Source organism: Streptomyces sp. NPDC014894 (assembly GCF_043080985.1).
GTDB lineage: Bacteria > Actinomycetota > Actinomycetes > Streptomycetales > Streptomycetaceae > Streptomyces.
Genome location: NZ_JBIBWD010000003.1, coordinates 482,369 through 506,491, shown reverse-complemented (window position 1 = coordinate 506,491; position 24,123 = coordinate 482,369). Strand labels below are relative to the sequence as shown.

Sequence of the window (24,123 nt, the reverse complement as noted above, 5' to 3'; positions counted from 1 at the left end):
CGCGGCCCGAGGCGGTCTTCCGGTTCCGGGCGTGGAGCGCTCAGGCGAAGTCGCGGGCGGTCGTCCGGTAGACCAGCTCGACGGCGTCGCCGGAGACCGGCCCGCCGGGTGTCGGCCCGCCGGAGACCGGTCCACCGGGTATCGGCTCAGGCACCCGTCCGCCCCGGGCTCGCGCCGGGGACCTCGTTGGGGATCGCCCCGCCGAAGCGACGGTCGCGGTGGGCGTACTCCAGACAGGCCCGCCACAGGTCCCGGCGGTCGAAGTCGGGCCACAGCACGTCCTGGAAGACCATCTCCGCGTACGCGCTCTGCCAGAGCAGGTAGTTGGAGGTGCGCTGCTCGCCGCTGGGGCGCAGGAAGAGGTCCACGTCCGGCATGTCCGGGTAGTACATGTACTTCTGGAAGGTCTTCTCATTGACCTTCGACGGGTCGAGCCGGCCCGCCGCCACATCGCGCGCGATGGCCTGCGCGGCGTCGGCGATCTCGGCGCGGCCGCCGTAGTTGACGCAGAAGTACAGCGTCATGGCGTCGTTGCCGGTGGTCTGCTCCTGGGCGATCTGAAGCTCCTGGACGACCGACTTCCACATCTTCGGCATCCGGCCGACCCAGCGGATCCGGATGCCCAGCTCGTTCATCTCGTCGCGGCGGCGGCGGATGACGTCCCGGTTGAAGTTCATCAGGAAGCGCACCTCGTCGGGCGAGCGCTTCCAGTTCTCGGTGGAGAAGGCGTACAGGGAGAGGTTCTTGACGCCCATCTCCAGGCAGCCCTTGAGCACGTCGAGGACGACGGCCTCGCCGACCTTGTGGCCCTCGGTGCGCGGCAGCCCGCGCTCCTTGGCCCAGCGTCCGTTGCCGTCCATGACACAGGCGACGTGGTTGGGCACCAGCTCGCCGGGGATCTTCGGCGGGCGCTCCCCGGAGGGGTGCGGCTCGGGGACCTTGTACTCGCGGCGGGACCGGCCCAGGATTCCGCGTCGTGCCATGCGGCTCACATCTCCTAGCTTCTTCGGTGCTACTTCGGTACGGCTGTTGCTTCTGCTGCTTCTTCGGTGCGGGTGCTTCGGTGCGGGCGCCGTCGTCCCGGCGCCGCGGGGCTACTTCTCGACGTACCGGAGCGAGCGCAGGCCGCGCTCCAGATGCCAGTGCAGATACGCGGCGACCAGCCCGCTGCCCTCGCGGACATGGCGCGGCTCGCAGGCGTCCGCCGTGGGCCAGTCGCCGGTCAGCAGCGCGCTGAGCAGCCCGATGGCCTCCGCCGAGGGTACGACGCTGCCGGGCACCCGGCAGTCCCCGCATATGACGCCGCCGGCCCCGACGGAGAAGAAGCGGTTGGGGCCCAGCAGACCGCACTTGGCGCAGTCCTCGAAGCTGGGCGCGTATCCGTTGACGGCGAGGGAGCGCAGCAGGAACGCGTCCAGGATCAGATGCGGAGCGTGCTCCCCCTGCGAGAGCGAGCGGAGCGCGCCGACCAGGAGCAGGTACTGCTGTACGGCGGGCTCGCCCTCGTGGTCGGTGAACCGCTCGGCGGTCTCCAGCATGGCGGTGCCCGCGGTGTAGCGGGCGTAGTCGGTGACGATCCGGCCACCGTATGGAGCGATGGTCTCGCTCTGGGTGCAGAGCGGCAGGCCGCGGCCGATCAGCTCGCTCCCCCGGGCGAAGAACTGCACGTCGACATGGGAGAACGGTTCGAGCCGGGCGCCGAATTTGGACTTGGTGCGCCGGACGCCGCGGGCGACGGCGCGGACGCGGCCGTGGCCGCGGGTGAGCAGGGTGACGATGCGGTCGGCCTCCCCCAGCTTCTGGGTGCGCAGCACGATGCCGTCGTCGCGGAACAAGCTCATGGGGCCATTGTCCCGTACCGGCGGCGGCCGCCGGCACGCGCTCGCGCCTTACGGACCGCCGGGCGGGTGTACGCGCTCACCGGGGCCACCCGGACGCGCTCCCCGCCGGGCGTACGAGCCTGTCGTACGCCCGGCGCGCCGGGGCCGGTGGGCCGGGGGCGCGCCGGGGGCCGGGTCAGCGGGCGCCCGCGAAACGGTCGAGGGCCTGGAGGATGCGGTCGAGCATGACGTCCGAGCCCATGTGGCCCGCGTCCTCCACGACGGTCAGCTCGGCGCCGGGCCAGGCCTTGGCGAGCGCCCAGGCCGTGTCGACCGGGGCGGCCATGTCGATCCGGCCGTGGATCAGCACCCCGGGGATGCCCGCGAGCCGCCCCGCGTCGCGCAGCAGCGCGCCCTCCTCCAGCCACGCGCCGTGCCCGAAGTACCGCGCGCAGATCCGGACCAGGGCCAGCTTGGCGAGGTCGGCCCGGCCGGTGTACGGGGTGGTGACGCCCTTGGTCTCGATCAGCAGGACCGCGTCCTCCCAGGCGCACCAGTCGGCGGTGGCCTTGGCGCGTACCGCCGGATCGGGGTCCTCGGTGAGCCGGGCGTACGCGGCGACGACGCCCTCGCCGTCGGCCGGGACGCCGGGCGCTCCGGCGAGGAAGCGGTCCCACGCCTCGGGGAAGAAGCGGCCCGCGCCCCGGTAGAGCCAGTCGACCTCGCAGCGCCGGGTGGTGGTGACGGCCGGGATGACGATCTCCGAGACGCGCTCGGGATGCGTCTGGGCGTAGGCCAGGATCAGGGTGGAGCCCCACGATCCGCCGTAGAGCAGCCAGCGGTCGATCGACAGACGCTCCCGCAGCCGCTCCATGTCGGCGATCAGATGCGCGGTGGTGTTGTGCCGCATGTCGGTCGCCGGATCGCTCGCGTGCGGGGTGCTGCGCCCGCACCCCCGCTGATCGAACAGCACGATCCGATACCGCTCCGGGTCGAACAGCCTCCGCATCCCGGGCCGGCATCCCGACCCCGGCCCCCCGTGCACGACCAGCGCCGGTTTCCCCTCCGGATTCCCGCATTCCTCCCAATACACATGGTTCCCGTCACCGACGTCGAGCATCCCGCGCGCGTACGGCTCGACCGGGGCGTACAGCTCGGTCATGAGGCGATCCGGGCGCGGGCGGGGTCCACAGGACAAGTCATCCCCTCATCCTCGCGGAGGGACCGCGCGGGGGCACGGGGTTTCTCGCGATACCTCGCCATCAGCGCGTCTGCATCTGCGACATCACCTGGTACGGCTGAACGCCCCCGGATCGCGCACATGCGGCGAATCCGCGAAGAATTGTCATTCCGGCACGACTTCCCCAAGGGCACGCCGGGAAAGCCCGGCGACCTCGTCGGGAAATGGATTCGACCCCACGGGACGAGTCCGCTTCCGGGTCGTCCCGTGGAGCATTGAAGAACTACTGTCAGATTTATTCGACGCACGGGCGGGCCGGCCTCAGACCACCTCGCCCCGGCTGCGGGCATTCGAATACGCGTTCATCGCCTTGATCCTCTCGGCGGAGGTGGCGGCCCTGACCGCCTCCAGTTCGCAATCCCACTCCCGGCCGCCGCCCGGCGGCCTGAGCTGGACATAGGGACCCTCATAACCCATGACCAGCCCCACCCTGCCGGTATCCGTGTCCACCGCGTACGAACCGACCGGCGCGGTGACGGCGTTCACCGGGCGACTCCGCTTTCATCTCTCCGGAGGACAGCGGCAAGCCTCCGGACAGCGTCGACAGGGGCCCGCCCCAGCTCGATCAGGGGGCAGGGGACCTCCCGGGCATAGGAACCGATCTCCACCCGGAGGGACGGGAAGACGATTCCGGTCCGCTTCAGCGCCGTACGCAATTCAAGGACCGCGTCCTCCGCATCGCTCAAACAGTCCATGGCATGGCGCTTTTCCTGGTCCGACATGGTGGATCCCTTTCTCTCCCAGATGAATTTCACGCTTCGTATTGCGACAGTGACAGCACTCCGGCTACCTTCGCCAGAGTCCGGCGCTCTACAACGCGTCGGCAGGGAAAAGGAGTTGAGCCATGGCCAAAGGTCAACAGCAGGCGGCCTGGGAGTTCTTCGGAGCGGAACTCAAACGAAGGCGCGAGGACGCCGATCTGACCCAGGTCGAAGTGGGGATGGCGGTCTTCGTCTCGGGCGGGTACATCGGCCAGTTCGAACAGGCGATCCGGAAGCCGCAGCTGGATGTGGCGATGCGGCTCGACGCTTTACTGCAAACCGGAGGTTTTTTCGAGCGGCTGTGGAGGAAGCTGATCGACAGCTCGCCGCATGCGAGTTACTTCGTGGCGGCTGCGGAGCTGGAGTCGCTGGCGACGCACATCCATGAGTGGGAGCCGGGGTTGGTGCCCGGTCTGATGCAGACCGCCGAGCACATCCGAGCAATGATCCTCGCGGACCACCCCTTCGCACGAGAGAAGGAGATCGAGGACAAGGTCGCACTGCGGATGGATCGAGCCCGGCTGCTCCAGGGGCCATCCAATCCGGAGTACTGGGCCATCCTGCATGAAGCGACGCTGCGGGTCCCGGTAGGCGGGCCCGAGGCCATGGCCCGGCAGCTTGCCCACCTGGCGGACCTTATCCGTAGCCGCAGGGCAGTGATACAAGTCATCCCATTTAGCGCTGGGGCCTACCCGCTCATGGCCATGAGCCTGAGGCTGATGGAGTTCGAGGACACGCCGCCCACCGTCTATACAGAGGCTGTGTATTCAGGAAATCTGCTGGACGATCCGTCTGTGGTGAAGCGCGCACAGCGGGCCTACGATCTGCTCAGGGCCGCCGCACTGTCTCCCGAGGCGTCCCTCGACCTGATCGAGTCGGCAGCAGAGGACCACAGACGATGCGCGAGTACGACCTGAGCTTTGCTCGGTGGCGCAAGAGCAGCTACAGCGACACCAACAACGGGAACTGCGTCGAGGTGCTCGACGACGTCCCCGGTGTCGTCCCCGTCCGCGACAGCAAGACCCCCTCCGGACCCGTCCTCGTCATCCCCGCCCCCGCCTGGCAGACCTTCATAGACGACCTCCGGGCCTGACCCGCCCGGCAGCGGCCTCCCCACGGGCCCGACTCGCGTGCTGACGCGCCGAGTCGGGCCCGTACCCGTTTCCGCGGCACCCGTAAGAAGTCCGGGCGTCCGGACACAGACAGGGTGTGGATCGATGCGGAGGAGGGAGGGCGGCCATGGATGACTGGCGCGGGTTCGAGAGCGTCTATCGGGAGACCTCGCTGCCGGTGCTGCGTTTTCTGCGGCGGAGGGTTCCGGCCGAGCTGGCGGAGGACGCGCTGTCGGAGGTGTATCTGACGGCCTGGCGGCGGCGGGGCGAGCTGCGCGGGGAGCCGCTGCCCTTTCTGTACGGGATAGCGAAGCTCGTCGCGGCGAACGCGCTGCGGACGGCCGGGCGGTCGTGGCGGCTGCGGGAGCTGATGGCGGCGGAGGCGGAGACCGGGGACGGGCACCGGCCGGCGGCCGAGCAGTCGGCGGTGGACCGGATCTCGGCGGCGGAGGCGCTGGACCGGCTGCCCGAGCGGGACCGGGAGGCGCTGGTGCTGGTCGCCTGGGACGGGCTGGGGGTACGGCAGGCGGCGAAGGTCGCGGGGTGCGGGACGGCCGCGTTCTCCGTACGGCTGCACCGGGCCCGCAGACGGCTGGAGCGGCTGCTCGACGACGACACCGCACAGGACACGGGCACGGGCACGGTCACGGGCGCGAAGAACGCGAACACAGGCACAGGCACAGGCGCAGGAAGGGGAGCGGGAGATGAGCGGGGACACGACTCGGGTGAGGGCGCTGCTGTCGGCGCACGATCCGGCCGCCGGGGTGGAGACGGTGCCTGAGCGGGTGATCGGCGAGGTGGCCGCCGGACGGGCGGACGCGCCGGTGACCGTCGTACGGGCCGGGCGGCGGCTCGCGCTGCGGGCGGGGTTCGGGCTGGCGCTGGCCGGGGTGGCGGCCGGGGTCGTCCTCGGCGCGGGGGGCGAGGAGAGTCCGCGGTCCACCGGTGCGGAGGCCGCGCCCTGGGACGGGGATCTGCCCGCCCGGACCGGGACGGACTGGGTGACCTACGCCGACTGGGTCGCGGTCGTCCGGGCCACCGAGGACGAGGAGATCCCGCCCACGCGGGAGGAGATCGAGCGCGGTTACATCAGCCGCAGCGCGAAACTCACCGTCGACCGGGTGCTGTGGAGCCGGCCGGCCGCCGAGGGCCGGGCTCCGGTGCACTTCACCGTGGACGCGGCGGGGTGGACCGTCGAGGGCACGGAACGGAAGGAGTTCGTCCGGCCGGGCGAGCCCCGGTTGGAGACCGGGCACACGTACATCGTCGCGCTGGCCCGGGGGGCGGAGGGCTCGTGGGGGCCGATCGGGGACGGCGCGGTCCTCCCGTACGACGGGGCCGTCATCGGCGAGGGCGAGTCCGGGGGCGAGAGGGTCACCGCGGCGGCGGTCACCGCGCCCGAGGGCAGTGTGGAGCGGCGGGTGGCGGGGAAGGATGCCCGGGCGCTGGTCGAGCTGCTGGAGGCGGCGGATCCGGACCCGGCGGCCGCGCCCTTCGCCTCCCTTCCGCCGGAAGAGCGATTCGCCAGGTCGGGCCGGAAATGAACCGTCAGCCGACCTTATGGACAAGGGACTTGAGTTGCGCGTCACACCTGAACGGAACAACCTCTCCGCACGCCACGCCGTCCCCCCGGGCGTAGAAGCATCCATGGGGAGGAAGCACATGCGGAGAACGCTCACGGGGATCGTTTCCCTTGCCCTGCTGATGGGCACGGCGACGGCGGGGGCCCACGCGGTGGAGTCGGAGGACCCGGCGCGGTCCGCCGGGACCCAGGCGAAGGCGGCGGACATCAAGGCCCGCCTCCTGGCGATACCGGGGATCAAGTTCATCAGCGAGGAGAAGGTCGGCAAGCACCGGTTCTTCACGCTGAGCTACGCCCAGCCGATCGACCACAAGAACCCGCGCAAGGGCACGTTCCAGCAGCAGTTCACGCTGCTGCACAAGGACACCAGCCGCCCCACCGTCTTCCACACCTCCGGATACTTCCTCTGGCCCGACCCGGAGCGCTCGGAGCCCGCGCGGATCATCGACGGCAACGAGGTCTCGCTGGAGCACCGCTTCTTCCCGCCGTCCCGGCCGCAGCCGGCGGACTGGTCGAAGCTCACGATCCGCCAGGCGGCGGACGACCAGCACCGGCTGTTCACCGCGCTGAAGAAGATCTACACCAAGAAGTGGATCTCCACCGGCGCCTCCAAGGGCGGTATGACCGCCTCCTACTACGAGCGCTTCCACCCCAAGGACATGGACGGCGTGGTGGCCTATGTCGCCCCCAACGACGTGAACAACAAGGAGGACTCGGCGTACGACAAGTTCTTCGACAAGGTCGGCACCAAGAAGTGCCGTGACCTGCTGAAGGGCATGCAGCGCGAGGCGCTGGTCCGCCGGGGGCCGATGGAGAAGCTGCTCGCCAAGTCGGCCGCCGAGACCGGGGCCACCTTCAAGACCGTGGGCTCCCTGAGCAAGGCGTACGAGGGCGCGATCCTCGGCATGGCGTGGGGCTTCTGGCAGTACTCCTCGGTGGAGGTGTGCGACTCGATCCCGGCCGCGCCGAAGAAGCTCAGCGACGCGAAGCTGTACGCGGCCCTGCAGGAGCTGGGCGGGGTCGACGGCTCCAGCGACGCCGGCCTCGAACCGTTCACGCCGTACTACTACCAGGCCGGCACGGAGCTGGGCGCGCCCACGCTGAAGACGCCGGCCCATCTGAAGGGCCTGGTCCGCTACGGCGATCTGCCGCCGCGCTCGTACGTGCCCCGCGACATCCCGATGACGTTCAAGCCGAAGACGATGGCGGACATCGGCGGCTGGGTGCGCGACAACGCCCGGCAGATGCTCTTCGTCAACGGCGAGTACGACCCGTGGGCCGCCGAGCCGTTCCGCCTGGGCAAGGGCGCGAAGGACAGCTATGTCTTCACCGTGCCCAAGGCGAACCACGGCGCCGACATCGCGAGCCTGCCGTCGAAGCAGCGGACGCTCTCCATCGCGAAGCTCCAGAAGTGGGCCGGGGTGGCCCCCGCCTCGGTGCTGAAGGACCACTCGAAGGCGAAGCCGCTGGGCGCGTTCAGCGCCGAGCTGGACCGCAAGGACGACCGCCGCGAGCGGACGCTCCGGCTTCCGTGAGCCGTGCGCCCGGTGCGGCATGTGCCGCACCGGGCGCCTCGGGCACGGACCTGTGCACACGAACGAACACGGACTGATGCGGGGTGTGCCATGGGCAGCGCAGCGGAAGACGGTCCCGCCGCTCTCTACGGGAGCGTCTCGCTCGGGCTCGGCGTCATCGGCCTGGTCTGTATGGCCCTGTACGCGGTCGGGGTCGGCCCGCTCGCCTTCGTGCTGGGGCCGCCGGCCGTCACCTTCGGGATCCTCGGGCTGGTCGCCAAGGTCCACCGGACCAAGTCGGCCATCGGGCTGGCCGCCGGGCTGATCCCCACGGGGCTTCTGCTGCTGCTGCCGTTCGGCGTGGCACCCCTCTAGCCCCCGCCCCCGCGAGCGCCCGGCTACGGCCCCGCCGGCCCCCCGCGCCCCTCAGGGCGAGGGCGTACGCGCCGTCGAGAGCAGCCGGTCGACGTCGGCGGGCTGGAACTGGAGGGCGGCGCCCACGGTGGCCAGGACCTCGCGCTCGGCGGGGCTGTAGGGCGCGTCGGCGAGCGCGATGCGCGCGCCCTGGAGCAGGATCGACTCGCGTCCGGCCGGGGCGAGATGCGGAGCCAGCGGCTCCAGCGCCTCGTGCAGCTCGATCGCGAGGGCCGCGCCGTAGGGGCCGACATCGGTGACGAAGCGGCCGGTGTCGGCGGCGAGGGCCTCGATCAGCCCGGTGAGCTGCTCCTCGGTGCAGTCCTGGAGGCCGGCCGCGCGGACGGTGGCCACGGCGGTCTCCCGGACCTGACGGGAGGAGGTGCCGCCGGAGGCGAGCACCGCCAGCGTCACGGTGTGCACCGCGTCCCGCAGCATCGCGGAGAACCGGCCGGTGGTGGGGTGGTCGAGGGCGTCCATCCCGAAGTGCCCGTGGCACACGGCGCACTCGACGACCGGCCCGGCGGCCCCGCGCGGCAGCAGCGGAACACCGAGCAGGGTGAAGCGGCGGCGGCCGGTCCGGCGGCGGTAGTTGCGGTCCCCTCCGCAGTCGGGGCAGAAGAACTCTCCGTCCCCGACCGTGTTCCAGGACGTGTGAATGCCGCAGACCAGCAGCTTTCGGCCAAACAATCCCCGGTCTGCGCGCACCGCGCACCTCCGTAACGCTCCGGCAACATTCCCGCGTTGACGTGATGTTAGCCACATGGCGCGGGTGCCGTCAGCACCCCGGGGGCAGGAGGCCCGTTCATGGCCGATTCCCCGCCATGCCGTCCCCAGGCGAAATCCCCGCGAACCGCACCTGGAATCCCGGTGCCCGCAAGGGAGATTCACGGTGAAAAGGACCGTGCCCCTGGAACATCCGCGGCGGGATGTGCCAGGGGCACGGCGGTGGAGGCGATACCCGGATCAGCGAGTGGCGCGGTTGACGGCGGAGACGACCGCCTTCAGGGAAGCCCTGGTCGTGTTGGCATCGATGCCGATGCCCCACAGCACCTTGCCGTCGATCGCGCACTCGATGTACGAGGCGGCCTGGGCCGAGGCGCCCTCGCTCATGGTGTGCTCGGTGTAGTCCAGCAGCCGGGCGTCGACCCCCACCTTGTTGAGCGCCGCGAAGAAGGCGGAGATCGGACCGTTCCCGGAGCCCGACAGCACGGTGTCGACGCCGTCCACGACCGCCTCGACGGTCAGGGTGTCGATACCGTCCGTGTCCGTGGTCGTCTGGCCCGAGCGGAGCTGGACCCTCCCCCAGCGGCCCTCGGCGTCGTCGGGGCTGGGCAGGTACTCGTCCTGGAAGACGGACCAGATCGCGGCGGGGGTGACCTCGCCGCCCTCGGTGTCGGTCTTGGCCTGGATGATCTTCGAGAACTCGATCTGCATCCGGCGCGGCAGATCCAGCTTGTGGTCGTTCTTCAGGACGTAGGCGATGCCGCCCTTGCCGGACTGCGAGTTGACCCGGATGACCGCCTCGTAGGAGCGGCCGACGTCCTTCGGGTCGATGGGCAGGTACGGGACGTTCCACTCCAGGTCGTCCACGGTCTTGCCGGCCGCCGCGGCCTCGGCCTCCAGCGCGTCGAAGCCCTTCTTGATGGCGTCCTGGTGGGAGCCGGAGAAGGCGGTGTAGACCAGGTCGCCCGCGTAGGGGTGGCGCGGGTGGACCTCCATCTGGTTGCAGTACTCGCTGGTGCGGCGGATCTCGTCGATCTGCGAGAAGTCGATCTGCGGGTCGACGCCCTGGGAGAACAGATTCATGCCCAGGGTCACCAGGTCGACATTGCCGGTGCGCTCCCCCTGCCCGAACAGGCAGCCCTCGATCCGGTCCGCGCCGGCCATCAGCGCCAGCTCGGCGGCGGCGACGGCGGTGCCCCGGTCGTTGTGCGGGTGCACGGAGAGGCAGACGAACTCACGGCGGGACAGATTCCGGCTCATCCACTCGAAGCGGTCGGCGTGGGTGGAGGGCGTGGAGCGCTCCACGGTGGCCGGCAGATTCAGGATGATCTCGCGGCCGGCCTCCGGCTGCCAGACGTCCATCACGCCCTCGCAGACCTCCAGGGCGAAGTCCAGCTCGGTGTCGGTGAAGATCTCGGGGCTGTACTGGTAGCCGAAGACCGTCTCCGGGCCCAGCAGCTTCTCCGCGTACTCGACGACCAGCCGGGTGCCGTCCACGGCGATCTGCCGGACCTGCTCGCGCGAGCCCCGGAAGACGACGCGGCGGAAGGTGGGCGCGGTGGCGTTGTACAGATGGACGGTGGCCCGGTGGGCGCCGCGCAGGGACTCCACGGTGCGCTCGATCAGCTCTTCGCGGGCCTGGGTCAGGACGGAGATCGTCACGTCCTCGGGGATCGCGCCCTCTTCGATGATGGAGCGTACGAACGCGAAGTCGGTCTCGCCGGAGGACGGGAAGCCGACCTCGATCTCCTTGTAGCCCATGCGGACCAGCAGGTCGAACATCTCGCGCTTGCGGGCGGGCGACATGGGGTCGATCAGCGCCTGGTTGCCGTCGCGCAGATCGGTGGAGAGCCAGCGGGGGGCGACGGTGACGCGGTTGTCGGGCCAGGTGCGGTCGGCGATGTCCACGGCCTCGTACGGGCCGTATTTGTGGATCGGCATGCCGGACGGCTGCTGGGTGTGGGTCGCGTTGGTGATGGGAGTGGGGCGACCGACGGACGAGTCAGACATATGCGCAGGGCTCCTCGGGGTCCAAAGCTGTGGACGGCCGACGATTTCGAAGCAGCACCAGATCCCGCGGGGAGGGAGTCGGCCTACGACTACAGGCCCTCGCCGCGGCAGCTAAGGAGAAGCAGCCCGAAACGCATGATGCGAGGCAGCCTAACCGAGAATCCGGCGCACACCCCCCGCGTATCACTATGCGGGACACCGTTCGGTTTCAGCCAACCGGGATACTTCACTCCATTTCACTAATCGTCGTGGCAACCAGTGACAACGCCATGACCCGGTGCCACATTGCCGCTCATGGCAGACACCCACGCAGGTTCCCGTCCCGTCTACTGCACGATCATCCCGCCGCATGTGCTGGACACCCTGGCCAGGGGGGCGGACGCGGTGCTCGCCGCGGCCGCCCAGCGGACCCTGGAGCTCGACGCCGCCAACCGGACCCGGCGCCGGATCACCACCGTCCGGGGCCTGGTCTCCTCCGCCGCCTCGGTCCTCGGGGCCGGTCCCGAGGAGCCGGACCGCACGGTCTACGACTGCGAGAACCGCACCAGGCTGCCCGGGAAGAAGGTCCGCGCAGAGGGCGAGGAGCCCGGCCGGGACGCCACCGTCAACCGCGTGTACGCGGGCCTGGGGGCCACCTTCGAGCTGCTGCTGAAGTCGTACGGCCGCAGCTCGCTCGACGGCGAGGGGCTGCCGCTGATCGCGAGCGTCCACTACGACGAGAAGTACGGGAACGCCTTCTGGGACGGCGAGCAGATGGTGTTCGGCGACGGGGACGGGGAGATCTTCCTCGACTTCTCCATCCCGGTCGACGTCATCGCGCACGAGCTGGCCCACGGCCTCACCCAGTACACGGCCAATCTGGAGTACTTCAGCCAGTCGGGCGCGCTGAACGAGTCGGTGTCCGACGTCATCGGCTCGCTGGTGAAGCAGTACACCCTCGGCCAGACCGCCGACGAGGCCGACTGGCTGATCGGGGCCGGGCTGCTGGCCCCGCGCGTCACGGGCGTCGCGCTGCGGAGCCTGAAGGCCCCGGGGACGGCGTACGACGACGACGTCCTGGGCAAGGACCCGCAGCCGGCGACGATGGACGACTACGTCCGCACGGGCCGGGACAACGGCGGGGTGCACATCAACTCCGGCATCCCCAACCACGCCTTCTATCTGCTCGCCACCGAGCTGGGCGGAAAGTCGTGGGAGCGGGCCGGGCAGATCTGGTTCGACACCCTGACCGGCGGCGAGCTGTCCTCGGACGCGCGGTTCGGCGAATTCGCCCGGCTGACGGTGGCGGCCGCCCGGGCGCGCTACGGCGACGGCGAGGAGCTGCAGGCGGTCCAGAAGGCGTGGTCGACGGTGAAGGTGCCGACCGACTGAGCGCCGTCACGGCCGGTGGACCGGTCCGGGGCGGCGCGCTGCTACCGTCCCGGACCGATCCGTACTAGAACGGAAGCCATGCGCATCCAGGTACGACGTACGGGCGGCTTCGCCGGGATCGAGCGGTACGCCGAGGTGGAGACCTCGGAGCGGACCGACGCGGACAGCTGGCACGCTCTCGCCGAGGCGGCGGTGGCCGAGGCGTCCGCCGCCCCCGGCAGGGGGGTGCCGGACGGATTCGGCTACGAGCTGACCGTGGACGGGCGGACGGTGTACTGCTCGGACCCGCGGCTCACGGACGGGCAGCGCGAGCTGATCTCCCGCGTGCTGAAAGAGGGCTCGTAGCGGGCTCGCGCCGGGCTCGCGCCGGGCTTCTCGCGTGCCGGGCCCGGCCCGGGACCGGTGAGGGCCCTCGGGCGTCACCGGTCCGGGGTGTCCGGAGTGGTCCGGAGCGGTCCGGGTGACGTCCGAGGGGATCCCCGGGTCAGAAGCCGAGCTTGCGCAGCTGCTTCGGGTCGCGCTGCCAGTCCTTCGCGACCTTGACGTGCAGATCGAGGAAGACGGGGGTGCCCAGGAGCGCCTCGATGTGCTTGCGGGACTTGGTCCCGACGTCCTTCAGGCGCTTGCCCTTGGGGCCGATGATGATCCCCTTCTGGCTGGGGCGCTCGATGTACAGATAGGCGTGGATGTCCAGCAGCGGCTTGTCCGCCGGACGGTCCTCGCGCGGGATCATCTCCTCCACGACCACCGCGATCGAGTGCGGCAGCTCGTCGCGGACGCCCTCCAGCGCGGCCTCGCGGATCAGCTCCGCGACCATGACCTGCTCGGGCTCGTCCGTGAGATCGCCCTCCGGATAGAGCGCGGGACCCTCCGGGAGCAGCGGGACCAGCAGGTCGGAGACGAGCTGCACCTGCTTGTCGGCGACGACCGAGACCGGGATGATCTGCGCCCACTCGATGCCCAGCTCGCGGCCGAGCTGGTCGATCGCGATGAGCTGCTCGGCGAGGGCCTTGGAGTCGACCAGGTCGGTCTTGGTGACGATCGCGACCTTGGGGGTCTTCTTGACCTCCGCCAGCTCCTTGGCGATGTAGCGGTCGCCGGGGCCGAGCTTCTGGTCGGCGGGCAGGCAGAAGCCGATGACGTCGACCTCGGCCCAGGTGGCGCGCACGACGTCGTTGAGCCGCTCGCCGAGGAGGGTGCGCGGCTTGTGCAGGCCGGGGGTGTCGACCAGGATCAGCTGCGCCTCGGGGCGGTGGACGATGCCGCGCACGGTGTGCCGGGTCGTCTGCGGCCGGTTGGAGGTGATCGCCACCTTCTGGCCGACGAGAGCGTTCGTGAGGGTGGACTTGCCCGCGTTGGGGCGGCCTACGAAGCAGGCGAAGCCCGCCCGGTGGGCGGCGGGCTCGGAGGACGGGGTACGAACACTCATGCCGCCCATTGTCGCTGATGCCGGACGCCCTCGTGTCGTCAGCCCGGCCCGGGGGTCGCGGCGCGCCGGTTCCGGGGTCCGTTCCGGAGCCGGTGGAGCAGCCGTTCGCGGAACCGGAACGCGAGTCCGGCCGCCGCCGCGGCGAGCACGGCGGCCGCCCCCCACGGCACGGCGAGGAAGGAGGCGCCCGCCGACTCCCGTACCTCCCGGGCGGTCGCGGTCAGCCGTATCTCGCCCCACTCCAGCTGGGGCGAGCCGGACCAGCGCTCGGTGAGCCGGATCCGCTGGCGGGGCAGCAGCTCGGCGGGGACCTTCGTCAGCCTCCGGCTGAGCAGATCCCGCCCGAAGAGCCCCTCCGCCTTGAGCGTGACCGTGGGATCGAGGGTCACATTGCCCCGGTTGTGGAGGGTGTACGAGATGAGAGCGCTGCTCTCGCCGAGTCCGGGCGCCGGCGGGCGGTCCTGGTCGATCCGGACGTCCTCGACGGAGAGGGCGGGGACGGCTGGTCCGTTCACCCTCAGATGGACGCGGGCGCCCACCGCCTGCCGTACGCCGACGGCGACCGGGCCCTTCGGCGGAGCGACCCGCTCGTCCAGGGCGACCAGCGCGCCGGGGTGGTCGCCCGGTTCGGCGGACTCGGGGACGGTGAGGGTGTAGGGCACGGTGACCGAGCCGCGCGCGGGGACGGTGATCCGCTCCCGGGCCGGCGACGCCCAGGCTCCGACGCCGCGCTGTCTCTCGTCCGGGGAGCGCACGGCGAAGCCGCCGTCCCGGGGGGTGTTGTAGGCGTCGGCCGCGTACAGCCGGAAGGTCAGCGGGGCGGCGGTCCGGTTGGTGACGGTGACCTTGTCGGTGACGGACTGGCCCGGGTCGGCGGAGAGATAGAAGTACGGCCGGCCGCCCGGCCCGGCCGCCGCCGGGAAGACGGACCACTGGCCGTTGTCGGCGGCCCGCGCGCTCGGGGCCGCGAGCAGGACGGCGGCGGGCGCGAGGGCCAGTACGAGAGCGAGGGCGAGGGCGAGGGCGAGGGCCGGGAGCAGGGCGCGCGGCGAGGTGGGCTGGGACATGGGCGGCCCCCGGGGCGGGGCGGACCGGCCGGGTGGGCGGCCGGTCCGCCGGACGGGCGGTCGGACGGCGTGGTCGGGCGGGTGGTCGGGCGGTCGGGCGGCCAGCGTGGTCGGGCGGGTGGTCGGGCGGCCAGCGTGGTCGGGCGAGTGGTCGGACGGCGTGGGCGGGCGGACGGGTCAGGTGAGCGTGAGGGTGAGCACTCCGGAGTACTCCCCGGGCGCGGTGTACGCGGGCACCTTCAGCGAGACCCAGGCGTCCACGGTGAACTCGCCGCCGGTGAGCGTGCCGTCCGGGGCGGAGGCGAGGGTCGCCCCGGCGCTGCCGACGCTCCCCTTCGAACCGGCCTCGCAGACGCTGGGGCTGCCCTGCCGGGTGGCGCAGGCGGGGACCCAGTGGAGCCGGCCGGCGTCGATCACGCTGCCGGAGGGGCCGGTGAAGTCGGTGACCTTGCCGGTGAGGGACCAGCCGGCGGGGCCGCCCCGGAAGTCCTTGACGGTGACCGTCTGAAGATCGCCCTTCGCGCCGCCGCCGGTGCCGAAGTCGACGGACGAGAGCCGTACGGCGTCTCCCGCCTGGGACATCGTGAGCGAGCCCGCGGTGACGGAGGCGGTGAGCTTCTGGCTGTCCTTGGGCAGCGGGGTGTCGTCGACGACGCTGTACGCCGCCGGGCCCGCGCCCTTCTCGGCCGACCAGGAAGCACCCTCGTACGCGACGATTCCGGTGGTCGCCCGGTCGTTGACCTTCAGCCGCCCGGTGAAGCCGCCCTCGGCGTCGGAGGTGAAGGTCAGCCTGTCGGCGGTCTGGGCCTGGCCGGCCCGGCCGGCGAGGGTGATCTCGGTGAGCGGGGTGAACTTCGAGCCGGTGACGGTGACCCGGTCGCCGGGCTTTCCGGAGGCGGAGCCGAGGGAGATCGCGCGCTCATTGGCCCCGGGGTCGTCGGTCGCCACGATCGTCGCGGAGACCGGCGCGGGCGGGCTGCTGACCGTGCAGGGGGTGTCGAGTTCCATGATGTAGCTGGTGTGGATGTTGTAGTCGCCGGGCGAAAGCGTGATCGAACCGGGCGCGGTGACCTTGAAGGACCCGGTCATGGAAAATGGCGGGAATTCGCCCTTGCCGGGGACGGGCGGATTCTTCTTGGGGCCGGTGACGGTGAGCTTTCCGCTCTGCGCGCCGCCGAGGGCGACCTCTCCGGTGGGCGTCATGATGTCGGCGGGCAGCGCCAGATCGACCGGGTTGCTCGCGGCCGGTTTGCTCACCTTGTAGGTGACGGTGACGGTGTCGCCGACCTTGGGGGCGGTCTTGTCGACGGTGATCTCGGCGGTGGTGGTGCCGTTGATGGGCGGGATGCCGGCGACGGGCGGCGGTACGCAGCGGGTCGCGAAGTCCACCGCGCCGGCGGCGGCGGGCGCGGCGTTCGCGGGCCCGGTGAGCGCCGCCGTACCGGCGACGAGCAGGGCCGCGCCGAGCGCGGCGGTCCAGCGGCGGGGGCCGCGGCGGCGGGCGGCCGGCTCTCGCGCGGCGGACTCTCGGGTGGCTGAGGCCATGTCGGTGCCCTTCGGAGGATCGCAGGGAGCCATTGACGGGGTGGGGCACGGAGAAGTCAAGGGAGCCGGACGGCTTTGTCTGATGGCCCATCAGATACGCTGAGGATCCGGCCGGGAGCGGGTGGGGCCCCGCCTCCCGGCCGGATCCGCGGGCTCAGCTGAAGACGAACGGGCCCGGGGTCTGCGAGGTCACCGCGTCACAGCTGACCGGGAAGCCGAAGATGGTCATCGACAGGGCGGTGCCCGCGAAGTACGAGTCGAGGCTGTTGCCGGGGGCGACCGTGCCGCTCAGCGGGCCCATCGTCACCGCCGAGTTGGCGGGGAGCGCCGGGTTCCTCTTGCCGGTGAACTTGACGGTCCCGCCGCCTCTCTTCGCCAGGGTGAGCGTCGAGCTGATGGTGTCCTTCGCGACGGCGACCGGGGTGGTCACCGCCGAGTTGATCGTGATCGTCGCGGCGGTGCCGCTCTGGGTCGCGGTGAGGGTGGCGGCGCCGCCGCCCCAGGTGCCGCAGTCGTACGTCGCCTGCGCCGTGCCGGGGGTGACCGCGGCGGCGGCCGGGGCGAGGACGAGGGAGGCGACGGCGAGCGCTCCCGCCGTCAGGGCCGTGCCGATCAGTGGTCTGCTGCCTCGCATGGGGGTTTCCCCTTCCCGTTTCGGGGATCGGTGGGCGCGGCGACGGACCGCGCCGGGGGCGGGCGGGCGCGGGGGAGCCGCGTCGGAACGTGCGGACGGGTCGTCCGGGAATCCCGCGGGCGGGGTGCGCACGCCACACGAACACCAGGAACGCCCGGCCCACCCCGGACCCCGGGGCGGACCACCCCGACAGACCTGACGACCCGTCGGTTCAACCGCTGTTCATTGACCCCCACCGGGCCGACGATTGCAAGACAACTCGGCTTGATTCTTAAGCCTGGGGGGGCGGGGGCCCTCGCGGGCCCCGGGGGCCCGAAGCGACGCTCAGCCCCACCGGAGCCGGGCGGGCGGGCCCGTCCTCAACCGGCGGGCCGGCCGAAGCGACACCCAGCCCCGCCGAACGCTGGGCGAGCGGGCCCCCACAAAACCCCGGGACCCAGGGCGGCGGGCCGACCGAAGCAACACCCAACCCCGCCAAACGCTGGGCGAGCGGGCCCCACAAAACCCCGGAGCCCAGGGCGGCGGGCCGACCGAAGCAATATCCAGCCCCGCCGGCGATTGAGGCGCGGGGGCTCGGGGGCAGGCCCCCGACAACAAGCCGCAGCCACGCGACAGCCCCCGAGGCCCAGGGCCGTCCTCAAACGCCGGACGGGCTGGAACTTGAACCACACGCCCCAGCCCACACCCCAGCACCCCCGAGCCCAGGACCGTCCTCAAACGCCGGACGGGCTGAAGCCACACCCCACCGGGCCGTCACATATCCCCGGAGCCCAGGGCGGCGGGTCCGTCCTCAAACGGCGGGCCGGCCGAAGCGACACCCCAGCCCCGCCGGCGATTGAGGCGCGAGGAGGGGGCGGTCAGGTGGTGAGGGTGGTGGATTTGAGGGTGCCGTCGGGGGTGGCGAGGTGGAGGGGGGTGGCGGGGCCGCCGAGGTCACGCACGGCGGCACGATCCGCGTCGGACACCGCCTCCGCCTCCGACACCACCGCCGCCGCCTCCAAAGACCTCGCCCCACTCGCCACCGCCATCGCCACCGCCGTCTGCAGCGCGCTCAGCGCCAGCGACTCCAGCGCGACGGTGCCCGCCACATACGTACGCCCGGTCTCGTCGCGCACGGCCGCGCCCTCGGGCACACCGTTGCGGGCCCGGGCGCTGCGCGCCAGCGTAATGATCTTGCGGTCCTCGGGGCCGAGGTCGCCGGAGTCGGTGCTCTGCGTCATACCCCGAGCATAGGACGGGGCCCCCGCACAGCGGCGAGGGCCCCGGGACCGGGACCCTCGCCGGACCGGCGCGCCGGGGACGATCAGCCCTGGGCGGCCTTGACGAACTTCTCGCCCGAGCGCTTGGCGAGGTCGTCGAAGTTCTTGTGCCCGGAGGCGTCGGACGGGACGTAGGAGATCCGGGAGACGCCGGTGCCCTGACGGACAACCTGGAGGTTCGTCTCGAACTTCATCGAGAGCGACTTGATCTCGGTCTTCATCAGGAAGGCGTGGGACTCGTCCCCGGCCTTCGGCGCGGAGGGCAGCTTCTCCACCGTCATCGCCATCCCCTGCTCGCCCTCGCCGATGGCGAAGGCGGTGCAGGCGTCCAGCGCCGTGCTCAGCGCCTTGGTGAAGTCCTCGGCTCCCGAGCCGGTGAAGGTGAAGACGTTCTGGGCGAGCAGGCCGCTCTCCTTGGGCCCCTCGAAGTCGGCGCTGCCGCCGTCCGTCGCCCCGGCGATCTTCTTGTTGAGGAAGTCGGCGACCGGCTGGCACTCCTTCTTGTCGGCCTTGTACGCGATCTCGTCCGTGGCCGACTCGCCCGCCTTGTATCCGGCGGGGAGGTCCTTCAGCTCGACCAGACCGGCCTTCATCTGCTCGGCGGTCAGCGGCTTGGCGGTGGCGGAGCCCTTGGACTTCTTGTCGCCGTCGGAGCCCGAGCCCGAGTCCGAGTCGCCGCAGGCGGCGGCCGTCAGACAGAGGGCGGAGACGGTGAGGACGGCGGCGGCGCGGCGGCGCATACGGGTACGCATGAAAGTGGTGACTCCCTTAGGGCAGGTGCTGGGGAGCTTCCGCCCTCCCTGCTGGACTGGCAGAGAATACCCACACAGGGGATTCACAACTTCATCGACCGGGCCCACCACCCGGTGATACCGGCTCCGGCCGGCCGCCCTCAGGGACGGTCCAGCCGGAGCCGCACCGCCTTGGGAAGACCGGCCACCACCAGGTCGTACGAGTCCTCGATCAGCTCCCGGACCATCCGGTCCGGCAGCTCGCCGACGGTCACCGTGTTCCAGTGGCGCTTGTTCATGTGATAGCCGGGGAGGATCGCCGGATGGTCGGCGCGGAGCCGCACCGCGTTCTCCGGCTCGCACTTGAGATTGACGGTCAGCGGCTTCGCGTCGAGCGCGCTGAGGGCGAACATCTTGCCCGCGACCTTGAAGACCGAGGTCTCCGGGCCGAAGGGAAACTCCTCGACCACGTCGTTGAAGTCCAGACAGAACGCCTTCAGCTGCCGCGCCCTCATGCCGCGTGATCTCCCTCCGGGCGGGCCTCGACGGGCTCCGCCAGCACGGTGACGATCTTGTTCCGCCGGCCGGCCGGGGACTCGGCGGTCAGCCGCAGCGCCCGCCCGTCCGGCAGGTCGACCACGGCGCTCGCCCCGGAGATCGGGACCCGGCCCAGCGCCTTCGCGAGCAGTCCGCCGACGGTCTCCACATCCTCGTCGTCCAGCTCGTCCAGTCCGTACAGCTCGCCGAGATCGCCGATGTCGAGCCGGGCGGTGACCCGATAGCTGCCGTCGCCCAGATCCTCGACCGGGGGCAGCTCGCGGTCGTACTCGTCGGTGATCTCACCGACGATCTCCTCCAGGATGTCCTCGATGGTGACGATGCCCGCGGTGCTGCCGTACTCGTCGATGACGACCGCGACATGGTTGCGCTTCTGCTGCATCTCGCGGAGCAGGTCCCCCGCGTTCTTGGTGTCGGGGACGAAGACGGCGGGACGCATCGCCGTGGAGAGGAGGTCCGACTCCGACTCCCGGTTGACATGCGTCTTGCGGGCCAGGTCCTTGAGATAGACGATGCCGACGATGTCGTCCTCGCTCTCCCCGGTGACGGGGATCCGCGAGAAGCCCGAGCGCAGCGCGAGGGTCAGCGCCTGACGGACCGTCTTGTACCGCTCGATGCTGATGAGGTCCGTGCGAGGGACCATCAGTTCGCGTACGAGGGTGTCGCCCAGCTCGAAGACGGAGTGCACCATCCGGCGCTCGTCGTCCTCGATCAGGGACTCCTGCTCGGCCAGGTCGACCAGCGCCCGCAGCTCCGCCTCGCTCGCGAAGGGTCCCTTGCGGAAGCCCTTCCCGGGGGTGAGCGCATTGCCGATGAGGATCAGCAGCTGGGGAATCGGGCCCATGATCCGGGCCAGCGGCAGCAGCACATAGGCGGCGGCCGTGGCCGTGTTCAGCGGGTGCTGGCGGCCGATGGTGCGCGGGGAGACGCCGACGGCGACATAGGAGACGAGGACCATCACGCCGATGGCGACGGCCAGCGCCTCCCAGGTCTCGGGGAACTCCTGGAGACAGACATAGGTCACCAGGACCCCGGCGGCCATCTCGCAGGCGACCCGGACGAGCAGGGCGACGTTGAGATAGCGGGTGGGGTCGGCGGCCACCTGCTCCAGCCGGGCCGCGCCGCGCCGGCCCGCGCGGACGGCCTCGGCGGCGCGGAAGCTGGAGACGCGCGCGATGCCGGCCTCGGCGCACGCGGCCAGCCAGGCCACGATGACCAGCGCCACCGCGCCGACGATGAGGGGCGCGCTCATGAGACGGTCGGCGCCGGGGAGGGACCGGTGAGACCCGTCTCCGCCCGCCAGCCGTCGACGATCGCCGCCTGGAGGCCGAACATCTCGGCCTTCTCGTCCGGCTCCTCGTGGTCGTACCCCAGGAGATGCAGCACTCCGTGGACGGTGAGCAGCTGAAGCTCCTCGTCCATGGAGTGCTGGGTCGGGGCCTGCTCACCCTGCTGCTTCGCCACCTCGGGGCAGAGCACGATGTCGCCGAGGAGCCCCTGCGGGGGCTCCTCGTCGTCCTTGACCGGCGGACGCAGCTCGTCCATCGGGAAGGACATGACATCGGTCGGTCCCGGCAGGTCCATCCACTGGATGTGGAGCTGCTCCATGGCCTCGGCGTCCACGACGATCACCGACAGCTCGGAGAGCGGGTGGATGCGCATCCGGGCGAGGGCATAGCGGGCGACATCGAGGATCGCCCGCTCGTCGACCTCGGTTCCGGACTCGTTGTTGACGTCGATCGACATGGTGCTTTCTTACCGCTACTTCCCGTTTCCGGTCCCATGGCCCTGGCGAGGGGCCTTCCGGCCGCCGCTCTGGCCGCCGTGCTGACCGCCGCCCTGGCCGTCGTACTTCTCGTACGCGTCGACAATACGGCCGACCAGCTTGTGCCGTACGACGTCGTGGGACGTGAGACGTGAGAAGTGGACGTCGTCGACGCCCTCCAGGATGTCCTGGACCTGGCGCAGACCGCTCTTGGAGCCGCTGGGCAGGTCGACCTGGGTGACATCGCCGGTGATGACGATCTTCGAGTCGAAGCCCAGCCGGGTGAGGAACATCTTCATCTGTTCGGGGCTGGTGTTCTGCGCCTCGTCCAGAATGATGAACGCGTCATTGAGGGTGCGGCCCCGCATATAGGCCAGGGGCGCGACCTCGATGGTGCCCGCGGCCATCAGCCGGGGGATGGAGTCGGGGTCGAGCATGTCGTGCAGCGCGTCGTAGAGCGGGCGGAGGTAGGGGTCGATCTTCTCGTAGAGCGTGCCGGGGAGGAAGCCGAGCCGCTCCCCCGCCTCGACGGCGGGGCGGGTCAGGATGATTCTGTTGACCTGCTTGGACTGGAGGGCCTGGACCGCCTTGGCCATCGCGAGATAGGTCTTGCCGGTGCCCGCGGGGCCGATGCCGAAGACGACGGTGTGCTTGTCGATCGCGTCGACGTACCGCTTCTGGTTGAGCGTCTTGGGGCGGATGGTCCGGCCCCGGCTGGACAGGATGTTCTGCGTGAGCACTTCGGCCGGGGTCTCGGCCGCGCCGTCCGCGCCGCCGTTCTCACTGGCACGGAGCATGGCGATCGAGCGTTCCACTGCGTCCTCCGTCATCGGCTGCCCGGTGCGGAGCACGAGCATCATCTCGTCAAACAGGCGCTGGACGAGGGCGACTTCCGCCGCGTCCCCGACCGCGCTGACCTGATTGCCCCGGACATGGATGTCGGCTGCCGGGAAAGCCTTCTCGATCACTCGCAACAGGGCGTCGCCCGAGCCGAGGACCGTGACCATGGGGTGCTTGGCGGGAACGGTGAACGCGGCTCGTGCCTGCCCCGTCGCCGGGGGTCCCGCCGGGCCGCCGGGGCGCGGGGGGACGGTGTGGGCTGTGGGTGTCTGAGTCATGGGCCGGCTCTGTGGCCTGCACATACCTCCCGCTGCAGGGTTCTCGCTGCTCGACAACCTCTGGACATCCAGCGTACGACGCCGCACTGACAAGGACCGAGGGCTTTTCCGGCGGGCGGCCGGGGGTCCGGCCCGGGGGCTGCCGCCCGGCGGCCCGCCCCGGACCGGGCCGGGCCGTGGAAGCGGTCAGCCCGGTCTGATCCGGGCGGGGCCGAAGTCCCGTCCGGATCAGACCGGGCTGCGGAAGCCGATGGTCGGGACGGCCCGGCGCCGGGGCCAGGCGCCGGCCGGGGCGGGCAGCAGCGTGTCGAGGAAGGCGTACCGGGCGAGCGCGGCCGTGTCCTGCCCGGCGAGCGACCGCACCCGCTGCCACCAGGCGCCGATCTCCAGCCAGCCGGGCGCGGAGAGCGAGCCGCCGAACTCCTGCACGGAGAGCGCGGCGGTCAGCCCGGCGAAGGCGAGCCGGTCGGCGAGCGGCCAGTCCGCGAGGGTGCCGGTGACGAATCCGGCCACGAAGACGTCCCCGGCGCCGGTCGGGTCGAGCGCCTCCACCGCGATGGCGGGCACCTGGGCGCTCTCGCCGGTGCGGCCGTCCACGGCATACGCCCCCTCGGCCCCGAGGGTGACGACGGCGACCGGCACCAGCTCGGCGAGCGCGTGGGCCGCCTCGACCGGGGAGGAGGCGCGGGTGTAGCGCATCGCCTCCTCGGCGTTGGGGAGGAAGGCCTCGCAGTGCTCCAGGTCGGCGAGGTCGTCCGGGTCCCAGCGGCCGGTCTCGTCCCAGCCGACGTCGGCGAAGACCCGGGTGCCCTCACGGGCCGCGCGGGCGATCCACTCGTCGCGCCGCCCGGGGGTGAGCGAGGCGACGGCGGCCCGGGAGCGCGGCGGGCGCTCGCGGGCGGCCTCCGGCGGCGGGGCCTCGTGGCCGTGGGAGATCATGGTCCGTTCGCCCTCGTACGCCATGGAGACGGTGACGGGCGAGTGCCAGCCGGGCACGGTGCGCGACAGGGCGAGGTCGATGCCCTCGCCCTGTTCGAGGGCGTCCCAGCAGTAGTCCCCGTAGTGGTCGTCCCCGAACGCGGCGGCGAGCGAGGTGCGCAGCCCCAGCCGGGCGAGCGCGGTGGCCATGTTGGCGACGCCGCCGGGGCTGGAGCCCATGCCCCGGGCCCAGGACTCGGTGCCCCGCACCGGCGCGGAGTCGAGGCCGGTGAAGATGATGTCCAGGAAGACGGTGCCGGTGAGATAGACGTCGCAGCCGGGGTCGGCGGCGGTCCGCAGATGGGCGAGGGGATCGAGGCAGGGGGGCCGGTGGCCCGTCACCGGTGGGCCGTGGTGGGTGGTGTGCCGAGTGCTCACTGTGCCGCCGCTTCTGTGCGTGGTGCGATCTGGCCAGTGTGCCAAATACCGCCGCTCGGACACTCGCACACGGCGAATCATGGTGACTGCTGGGGCCTTGGGGGCTTTCGC

General features: G+C 71.3%; 25 protein-coding genes. 8 read left to right on the top strand and 17 right to left on the bottom strand.

The window, feature by feature from the left end; translation table 11 throughout:
* Positions 1–146: 146 nt before the first annotated feature.
* The 4 genes from ACF089_RS10085 to ACF089_RS10070 all read right to left on the bottom strand — a co-directional run bounded on the left by ACF089_RS10085 (position 147) and on the right by ACF089_RS10070 (position 3,546).
* A complete protein-coding gene (locus ACF089_RS10085) occupies positions 147–983 on the bottom strand; it encodes an isoprenyl transferase (protein ID WP_392024326.1) in 837 nt (278 codons plus the stop codon).
* A gap of 111 nt (positions 984–1,094) precedes the next feature.
* A complete protein-coding gene (recO, locus tag ACF089_RS10080; RefSeq protein WP_392024323.1) occupies positions 1,095–1,841 on the bottom strand; it encodes a DNA repair protein RecO in 747 nt (248 codons plus the stop codon).
* 175 nt (positions 1,842–2,016) lie between these two features.
* Positions 2,017–2,982 (bottom strand): prolyl aminopeptidase, encoded by a 966-nt coding sequence (gene pip, locus ACF089_RS10075; RefSeq protein WP_392024321.1) that lies wholly within the window; start codon positions 2,980–2,982, stop codon positions 2,017–2,019.
* 339 nt (positions 2,983–3,321) lie between these two features.
* The gene (locus tag ACF089_RS10070) at positions 3,322–3,546 is read right to left on the bottom strand and encodes a hypothetical protein (protein WP_392024801.1); all 225 of its coding nucleotides are present in this window, start codon (positions 3,544–3,546) and stop codon (positions 3,322–3,324) included.
* A gap of 358 nt (positions 3,547–3,904) precedes the next feature.
* On the opposite strand from ACF089_RS10070, the gene ACF089_RS10065 reads away from it, so the two are divergent.
* From ACF089_RS10065 to ACF089_RS10040, 6 genes are all read left to right on the top strand, one after another.
* Entirely contained in the window at positions 3,905–4,738 is an 834-nt protein-coding gene (locus tag ACF089_RS10065; RefSeq protein WP_392024318.1) for a Scr1 family TA system antitoxin-like transcriptional regulator, read from the top strand.
* Positions 4,720–4,914, top strand: a complete 195-nt coding sequence (locus tag ACF089_RS10060; protein ID WP_392024316.1) for a DUF397 domain-containing protein — start codon at positions 4,720–4,722, stop codon at positions 4,912–4,914. Before ACF089_RS10065 ends, ACF089_RS10060 begins: the two co-directional genes overlap by 19 nt.
* Before the next feature lie 146 nt (positions 4,915–5,060).
* The gene (locus ACF089_RS10055) at positions 5,061–5,714 is read left to right on the top strand and encodes an RNA polymerase sigma factor (RefSeq protein WP_392024313.1); all 654 of its coding nucleotides are present in this window, start codon (positions 5,061–5,063) and stop codon (positions 5,712–5,714) included.
* Positions 5,638–6,477 carry a hypothetical protein gene (locus tag ACF089_RS10050; protein WP_392024311.1) on the top strand — a complete coding sequence of 280 codons (840 nt, stop codon included), beginning with the start codon at positions 5,638–5,640 and terminating at the stop codon, positions 6,475–6,477. The genes ACF089_RS10055 and ACF089_RS10050 overlap by 77 nt, the downstream gene beginning before the upstream one ends.
* Positions 6,478–6,595: 118 nt before the next feature.
* Positions 6,596–8,050: a S28 family serine protease gene (locus tag ACF089_RS10045; RefSeq protein WP_392024309.1), complete on the top strand. Its 1,455-nt coding sequence runs from the start codon at positions 6,596–6,598 to the stop codon at positions 8,048–8,050.
* 90 nt (positions 8,051–8,140) lie between these two features.
* Positions 8,141–8,404: a hypothetical protein gene (locus tag ACF089_RS10040; RefSeq protein ID WP_392024306.1), complete on the top strand. Its 264-nt coding sequence runs from the start codon at positions 8,141–8,143 to the stop codon at positions 8,402–8,404.
* 51 nt (positions 8,405–8,455) lie between these two features.
* On the opposite strand, the gene ACF089_RS10035 is transcribed toward ACF089_RS10040, so the two are convergent.
* Both ACF089_RS10035 and leuA read right to left on the bottom strand, forming a co-directional pair.
* On the bottom strand, positions 8,456–9,151 hold the full coding sequence (locus tag ACF089_RS10035) for a TerB family tellurite resistance protein (protein WP_392024305.1): 696 nt from the start codon (positions 9,149–9,151) through the stop codon (positions 8,456–8,458).
* Positions 9,152–9,409: 258 nt separating this feature from the next.
* Positions 9,410–11,179 carry a 2-isopropylmalate synthase gene (leuA, locus tag ACF089_RS10030; protein WP_392024303.1) on the bottom strand — a complete coding sequence of 590 codons (1,770 nt, stop codon included), beginning with the start codon at positions 11,177–11,179 and terminating at the stop codon, positions 9,410–9,412.
* A gap of 294 nt (positions 11,180–11,473) precedes the next feature.
* Here leuA and ACF089_RS10025 point away from each other — a divergent pair, with 294 nt between their 5' ends.
* The gene (locus ACF089_RS10025) at positions 11,474–12,550 is read left to right on the top strand and encodes a M4 family metallopeptidase (protein ID WP_392024301.1); all 1,077 of its coding nucleotides are present in this window, start codon (positions 11,474–11,476) and stop codon (positions 12,548–12,550) included.
* 78 nt (positions 12,551–12,628) lie between these two features.
* The gene (locus tag ACF089_RS10020; protein WP_392024299.1) at positions 12,629–12,895 is read left to right on the top strand and encodes a protealysin inhibitor emfourin; all 267 of its coding nucleotides are present in this window, start codon (positions 12,629–12,631) and stop codon (positions 12,893–12,895) included.
* 139 nt (positions 12,896–13,034) lie between these two features.
* On the opposite strand, the gene era is transcribed toward ACF089_RS10020, so the two are convergent.
* From era to ACF089_RS09965, 11 genes are all read right to left on the bottom strand, one after another.
* A complete protein-coding gene (gene era, locus ACF089_RS10015; protein ID WP_392024297.1) occupies positions 13,035–13,988 on the bottom strand; it encodes a GTPase Era in 954 nt (317 codons plus the stop codon).
* 29 nt (positions 13,989–14,017) lie between these two features.
* Positions 14,018–15,046 carry a WxL protein peptidoglycan domain-containing protein gene (locus tag ACF089_RS10010; protein WP_392024295.1) on the bottom strand — a complete coding sequence of 343 codons (1,029 nt, stop codon included), beginning with the start codon at positions 15,044–15,046 and terminating at the stop codon, positions 14,018–14,020.
* Between the two features lie 177 nt (positions 15,047–15,223).
* Positions 15,224–16,591 (bottom strand): beta-xylosidase, encoded by a 1,368-nt coding sequence (locus tag ACF089_RS10005; protein ID WP_392024292.1) that lies wholly within the window; start codon positions 16,589–16,591, stop codon positions 15,224–15,226.
* Between the two features lie 154 nt (positions 16,592–16,745).
* Entirely contained in the window at positions 16,746–17,225 is a 480-nt protein-coding gene (locus ACF089_RS10000; RefSeq protein WP_392024290.1) for a hypothetical protein, read from the bottom strand.
* Positions 17,226–18,082: 857 nt separating this feature from the next.
* On the bottom strand, positions 18,083–18,445 hold the full coding sequence (locus tag ACF089_RS09995; protein ID WP_392024288.1) for a cytidine deaminase: 363 nt from the start codon (positions 18,443–18,445) through the stop codon (positions 18,083–18,085).
* Positions 18,446–18,528: 83 nt separating this feature from the next.
* Positions 18,529–19,236 (bottom strand): hypothetical protein, encoded by a 708-nt coding sequence (locus tag ACF089_RS09990; RefSeq protein WP_392024285.1) that lies wholly within the window; start codon positions 19,234–19,236, stop codon positions 18,529–18,531.
* Between the two features lie 140 nt (positions 19,237–19,376).
* Positions 19,377–19,730 (bottom strand): MmcQ/YjbR family DNA-binding protein, encoded by a 354-nt coding sequence (locus ACF089_RS09985; RefSeq protein ID WP_392024283.1) that lies wholly within the window; start codon positions 19,728–19,730, stop codon positions 19,377–19,379.
* Positions 19,727–21,025, bottom strand: a complete 1,299-nt coding sequence (locus ACF089_RS09980) for a hemolysin family protein (RefSeq protein ID WP_392024280.1) — start codon at positions 21,023–21,025, stop codon at positions 19,727–19,729. Before ACF089_RS09980 ends, ACF089_RS09985 begins: the two co-directional genes overlap by 4 nt.
* On the bottom strand, positions 21,022–21,519 hold the full coding sequence (ybeY, locus tag ACF089_RS09975) for an rRNA maturation RNase YbeY (RefSeq protein ID WP_392024278.1): 498 nt from the start codon (positions 21,517–21,519) through the stop codon (positions 21,022–21,024). The genes ACF089_RS09980 and ybeY overlap by 4 nt, the downstream gene beginning before the upstream one ends.
* 15 nt (positions 21,520–21,534) lie before the next feature.
* Positions 21,535–22,656 carry a PhoH family protein gene (locus ACF089_RS09970; RefSeq protein WP_392024277.1) on the bottom strand — a complete coding sequence of 374 codons (1,122 nt, stop codon included), beginning with the start codon at positions 22,654–22,656 and terminating at the stop codon, positions 21,535–21,537.
* A gap of 228 nt (positions 22,657–22,884) precedes the next feature.
* Positions 22,885–24,093 (bottom strand): carbohydrate kinase family protein, encoded by a 1,209-nt coding sequence (locus ACF089_RS09965; RefSeq protein ID WP_392024275.1) that lies wholly within the window; start codon positions 24,091–24,093, stop codon positions 22,885–22,887.
* Between the last annotated feature and the right edge of the window lie 30 nt (positions 24,094–24,123).

Excerpts from the sequence above, each read along its gene's own strand:
- ACF089_RS10085 (WP_392024326.1), bottom strand. The coding sequence starts at position 983 with ATGGCACGACGCGGAATCCTGGGCCGGTCCCGCCGCGAGTACAAGGTC.
- recO (WP_392024323.1), bottom strand. The coding sequence starts at position 1,841 with ATGAGCTTGTTCCGCGACGACGGCATCGTGCTGCGCACCCAGAAGCTG.
- pip (WP_392024321.1), bottom strand. The coding sequence starts at position 2,982 with ATGACCGAGCTGTACGCCCCGGTCGAGCCGTACGCGCGCGGGATGCTC.
- ACF089_RS10065 (WP_392024318.1), top strand. The coding sequence starts at position 3,905 with ATGGCCAAAGGTCAACAGCAGGCGGCCTGGGAGTTCTTCGGAGCGGAA.
- ACF089_RS10060 (WP_392024316.1), top strand. The coding sequence starts at position 4,720 with ATGCGCGAGTACGACCTGAGCTTTGCTCGGTGGCGCAAGAGCAGCTAC.
- ACF089_RS10055 (WP_392024313.1), top strand. The coding sequence starts at position 5,061 with ATGGATGACTGGCGCGGGTTCGAGAGCGTCTATCGGGAGACCTCGCTG.
- ACF089_RS10050 (WP_392024311.1), top strand. The coding sequence starts at position 5,638 with ATGAGCGGGGACACGACTCGGGTGAGGGCGCTGCTGTCGGCGCACGAT.
- ACF089_RS10045 (WP_392024309.1), top strand. The coding sequence starts at position 6,596 with ATGCGGAGAACGCTCACGGGGATCGTTTCCCTTGCCCTGCTGATGGGC.
- ACF089_RS10040 (WP_392024306.1), top strand. The coding sequence starts at position 8,141 with ATGGGCAGCGCAGCGGAAGACGGTCCCGCCGCTCTCTACGGGAGCGTC.
- leuA (WP_392024303.1), bottom strand. The coding sequence starts at position 11,179 with ATGTCTGACTCGTCCGTCGGTCGCCCCACTCCCATCACCAACGCGACC.
- ACF089_RS10025 (WP_392024301.1), top strand. The coding sequence starts at position 11,474 with ATGGCAGACACCCACGCAGGTTCCCGTCCCGTCTACTGCACGATCATC.
- ACF089_RS10020 (WP_392024299.1), top strand. The coding sequence starts at position 12,629 with ATGCGCATCCAGGTACGACGTACGGGCGGCTTCGCCGGGATCGAGCGG.
- era (WP_392024297.1), bottom strand. The coding sequence starts at position 13,988 with ATGGGCGGCATGAGTGTTCGTACCCCGTCCTCCGAGCCCGCCGCCCAC.
- ACF089_RS10010 (WP_392024295.1), bottom strand. The coding sequence starts at position 15,046 with ATGTCCCAGCCCACCTCGCCGCGCGCCCTGCTCCCGGCCCTCGCCCTC.
- ACF089_RS10005 (WP_392024292.1), bottom strand. The coding sequence starts at position 16,591 with ATGGCCTCAGCCACCCGAGAGTCCGCCGCGCGAGAGCCGGCCGCCCGC.
- ACF089_RS10000 (WP_392024290.1), bottom strand. The coding sequence starts at position 17,225 with ATGCGAGGCAGCAGACCACTGATCGGCACGGCCCTGACGGCGGGAGCG.
- ACF089_RS09995 (WP_392024288.1), bottom strand. The coding sequence starts at position 18,445 with ATGACGCAGAGCACCGACTCCGGCGACCTCGGCCCCGAGGACCGCAAG.
- ACF089_RS09990 (WP_392024285.1), bottom strand. The coding sequence starts at position 19,236 with ATGCGTACCCGTATGCGCCGCCGCGCCGCCGCCGTCCTCACCGTCTCC.
- ACF089_RS09985 (WP_392024283.1), bottom strand. The coding sequence starts at position 19,730 with ATGAGGGCGCGGCAGCTGAAGGCGTTCTGTCTGGACTTCAACGACGTG.
- ACF089_RS09980 (WP_392024280.1), bottom strand. The coding sequence starts at position 21,025 with ATGAGCGCGCCCCTCATCGTCGGCGCGGTGGCGCTGGTCATCGTGGCC.
- ybeY (WP_392024278.1), bottom strand. The coding sequence starts at position 21,519 with ATGTCGATCGACGTCAACAACGAGTCCGGAACCGAGGTCGACGAGCGG.
- ACF089_RS09970 (WP_392024277.1), bottom strand. The coding sequence starts at position 22,656 with ATGACTCAGACACCCACAGCCCACACCGTCCCCCCGCGCCCCGGCGGC.
- ACF089_RS09965 (WP_392024275.1), bottom strand. The coding sequence starts at position 24,093 with ATGATTCGCCGTGTGCGAGTGTCCGAGCGGCGGTATTTGGCACACTGG.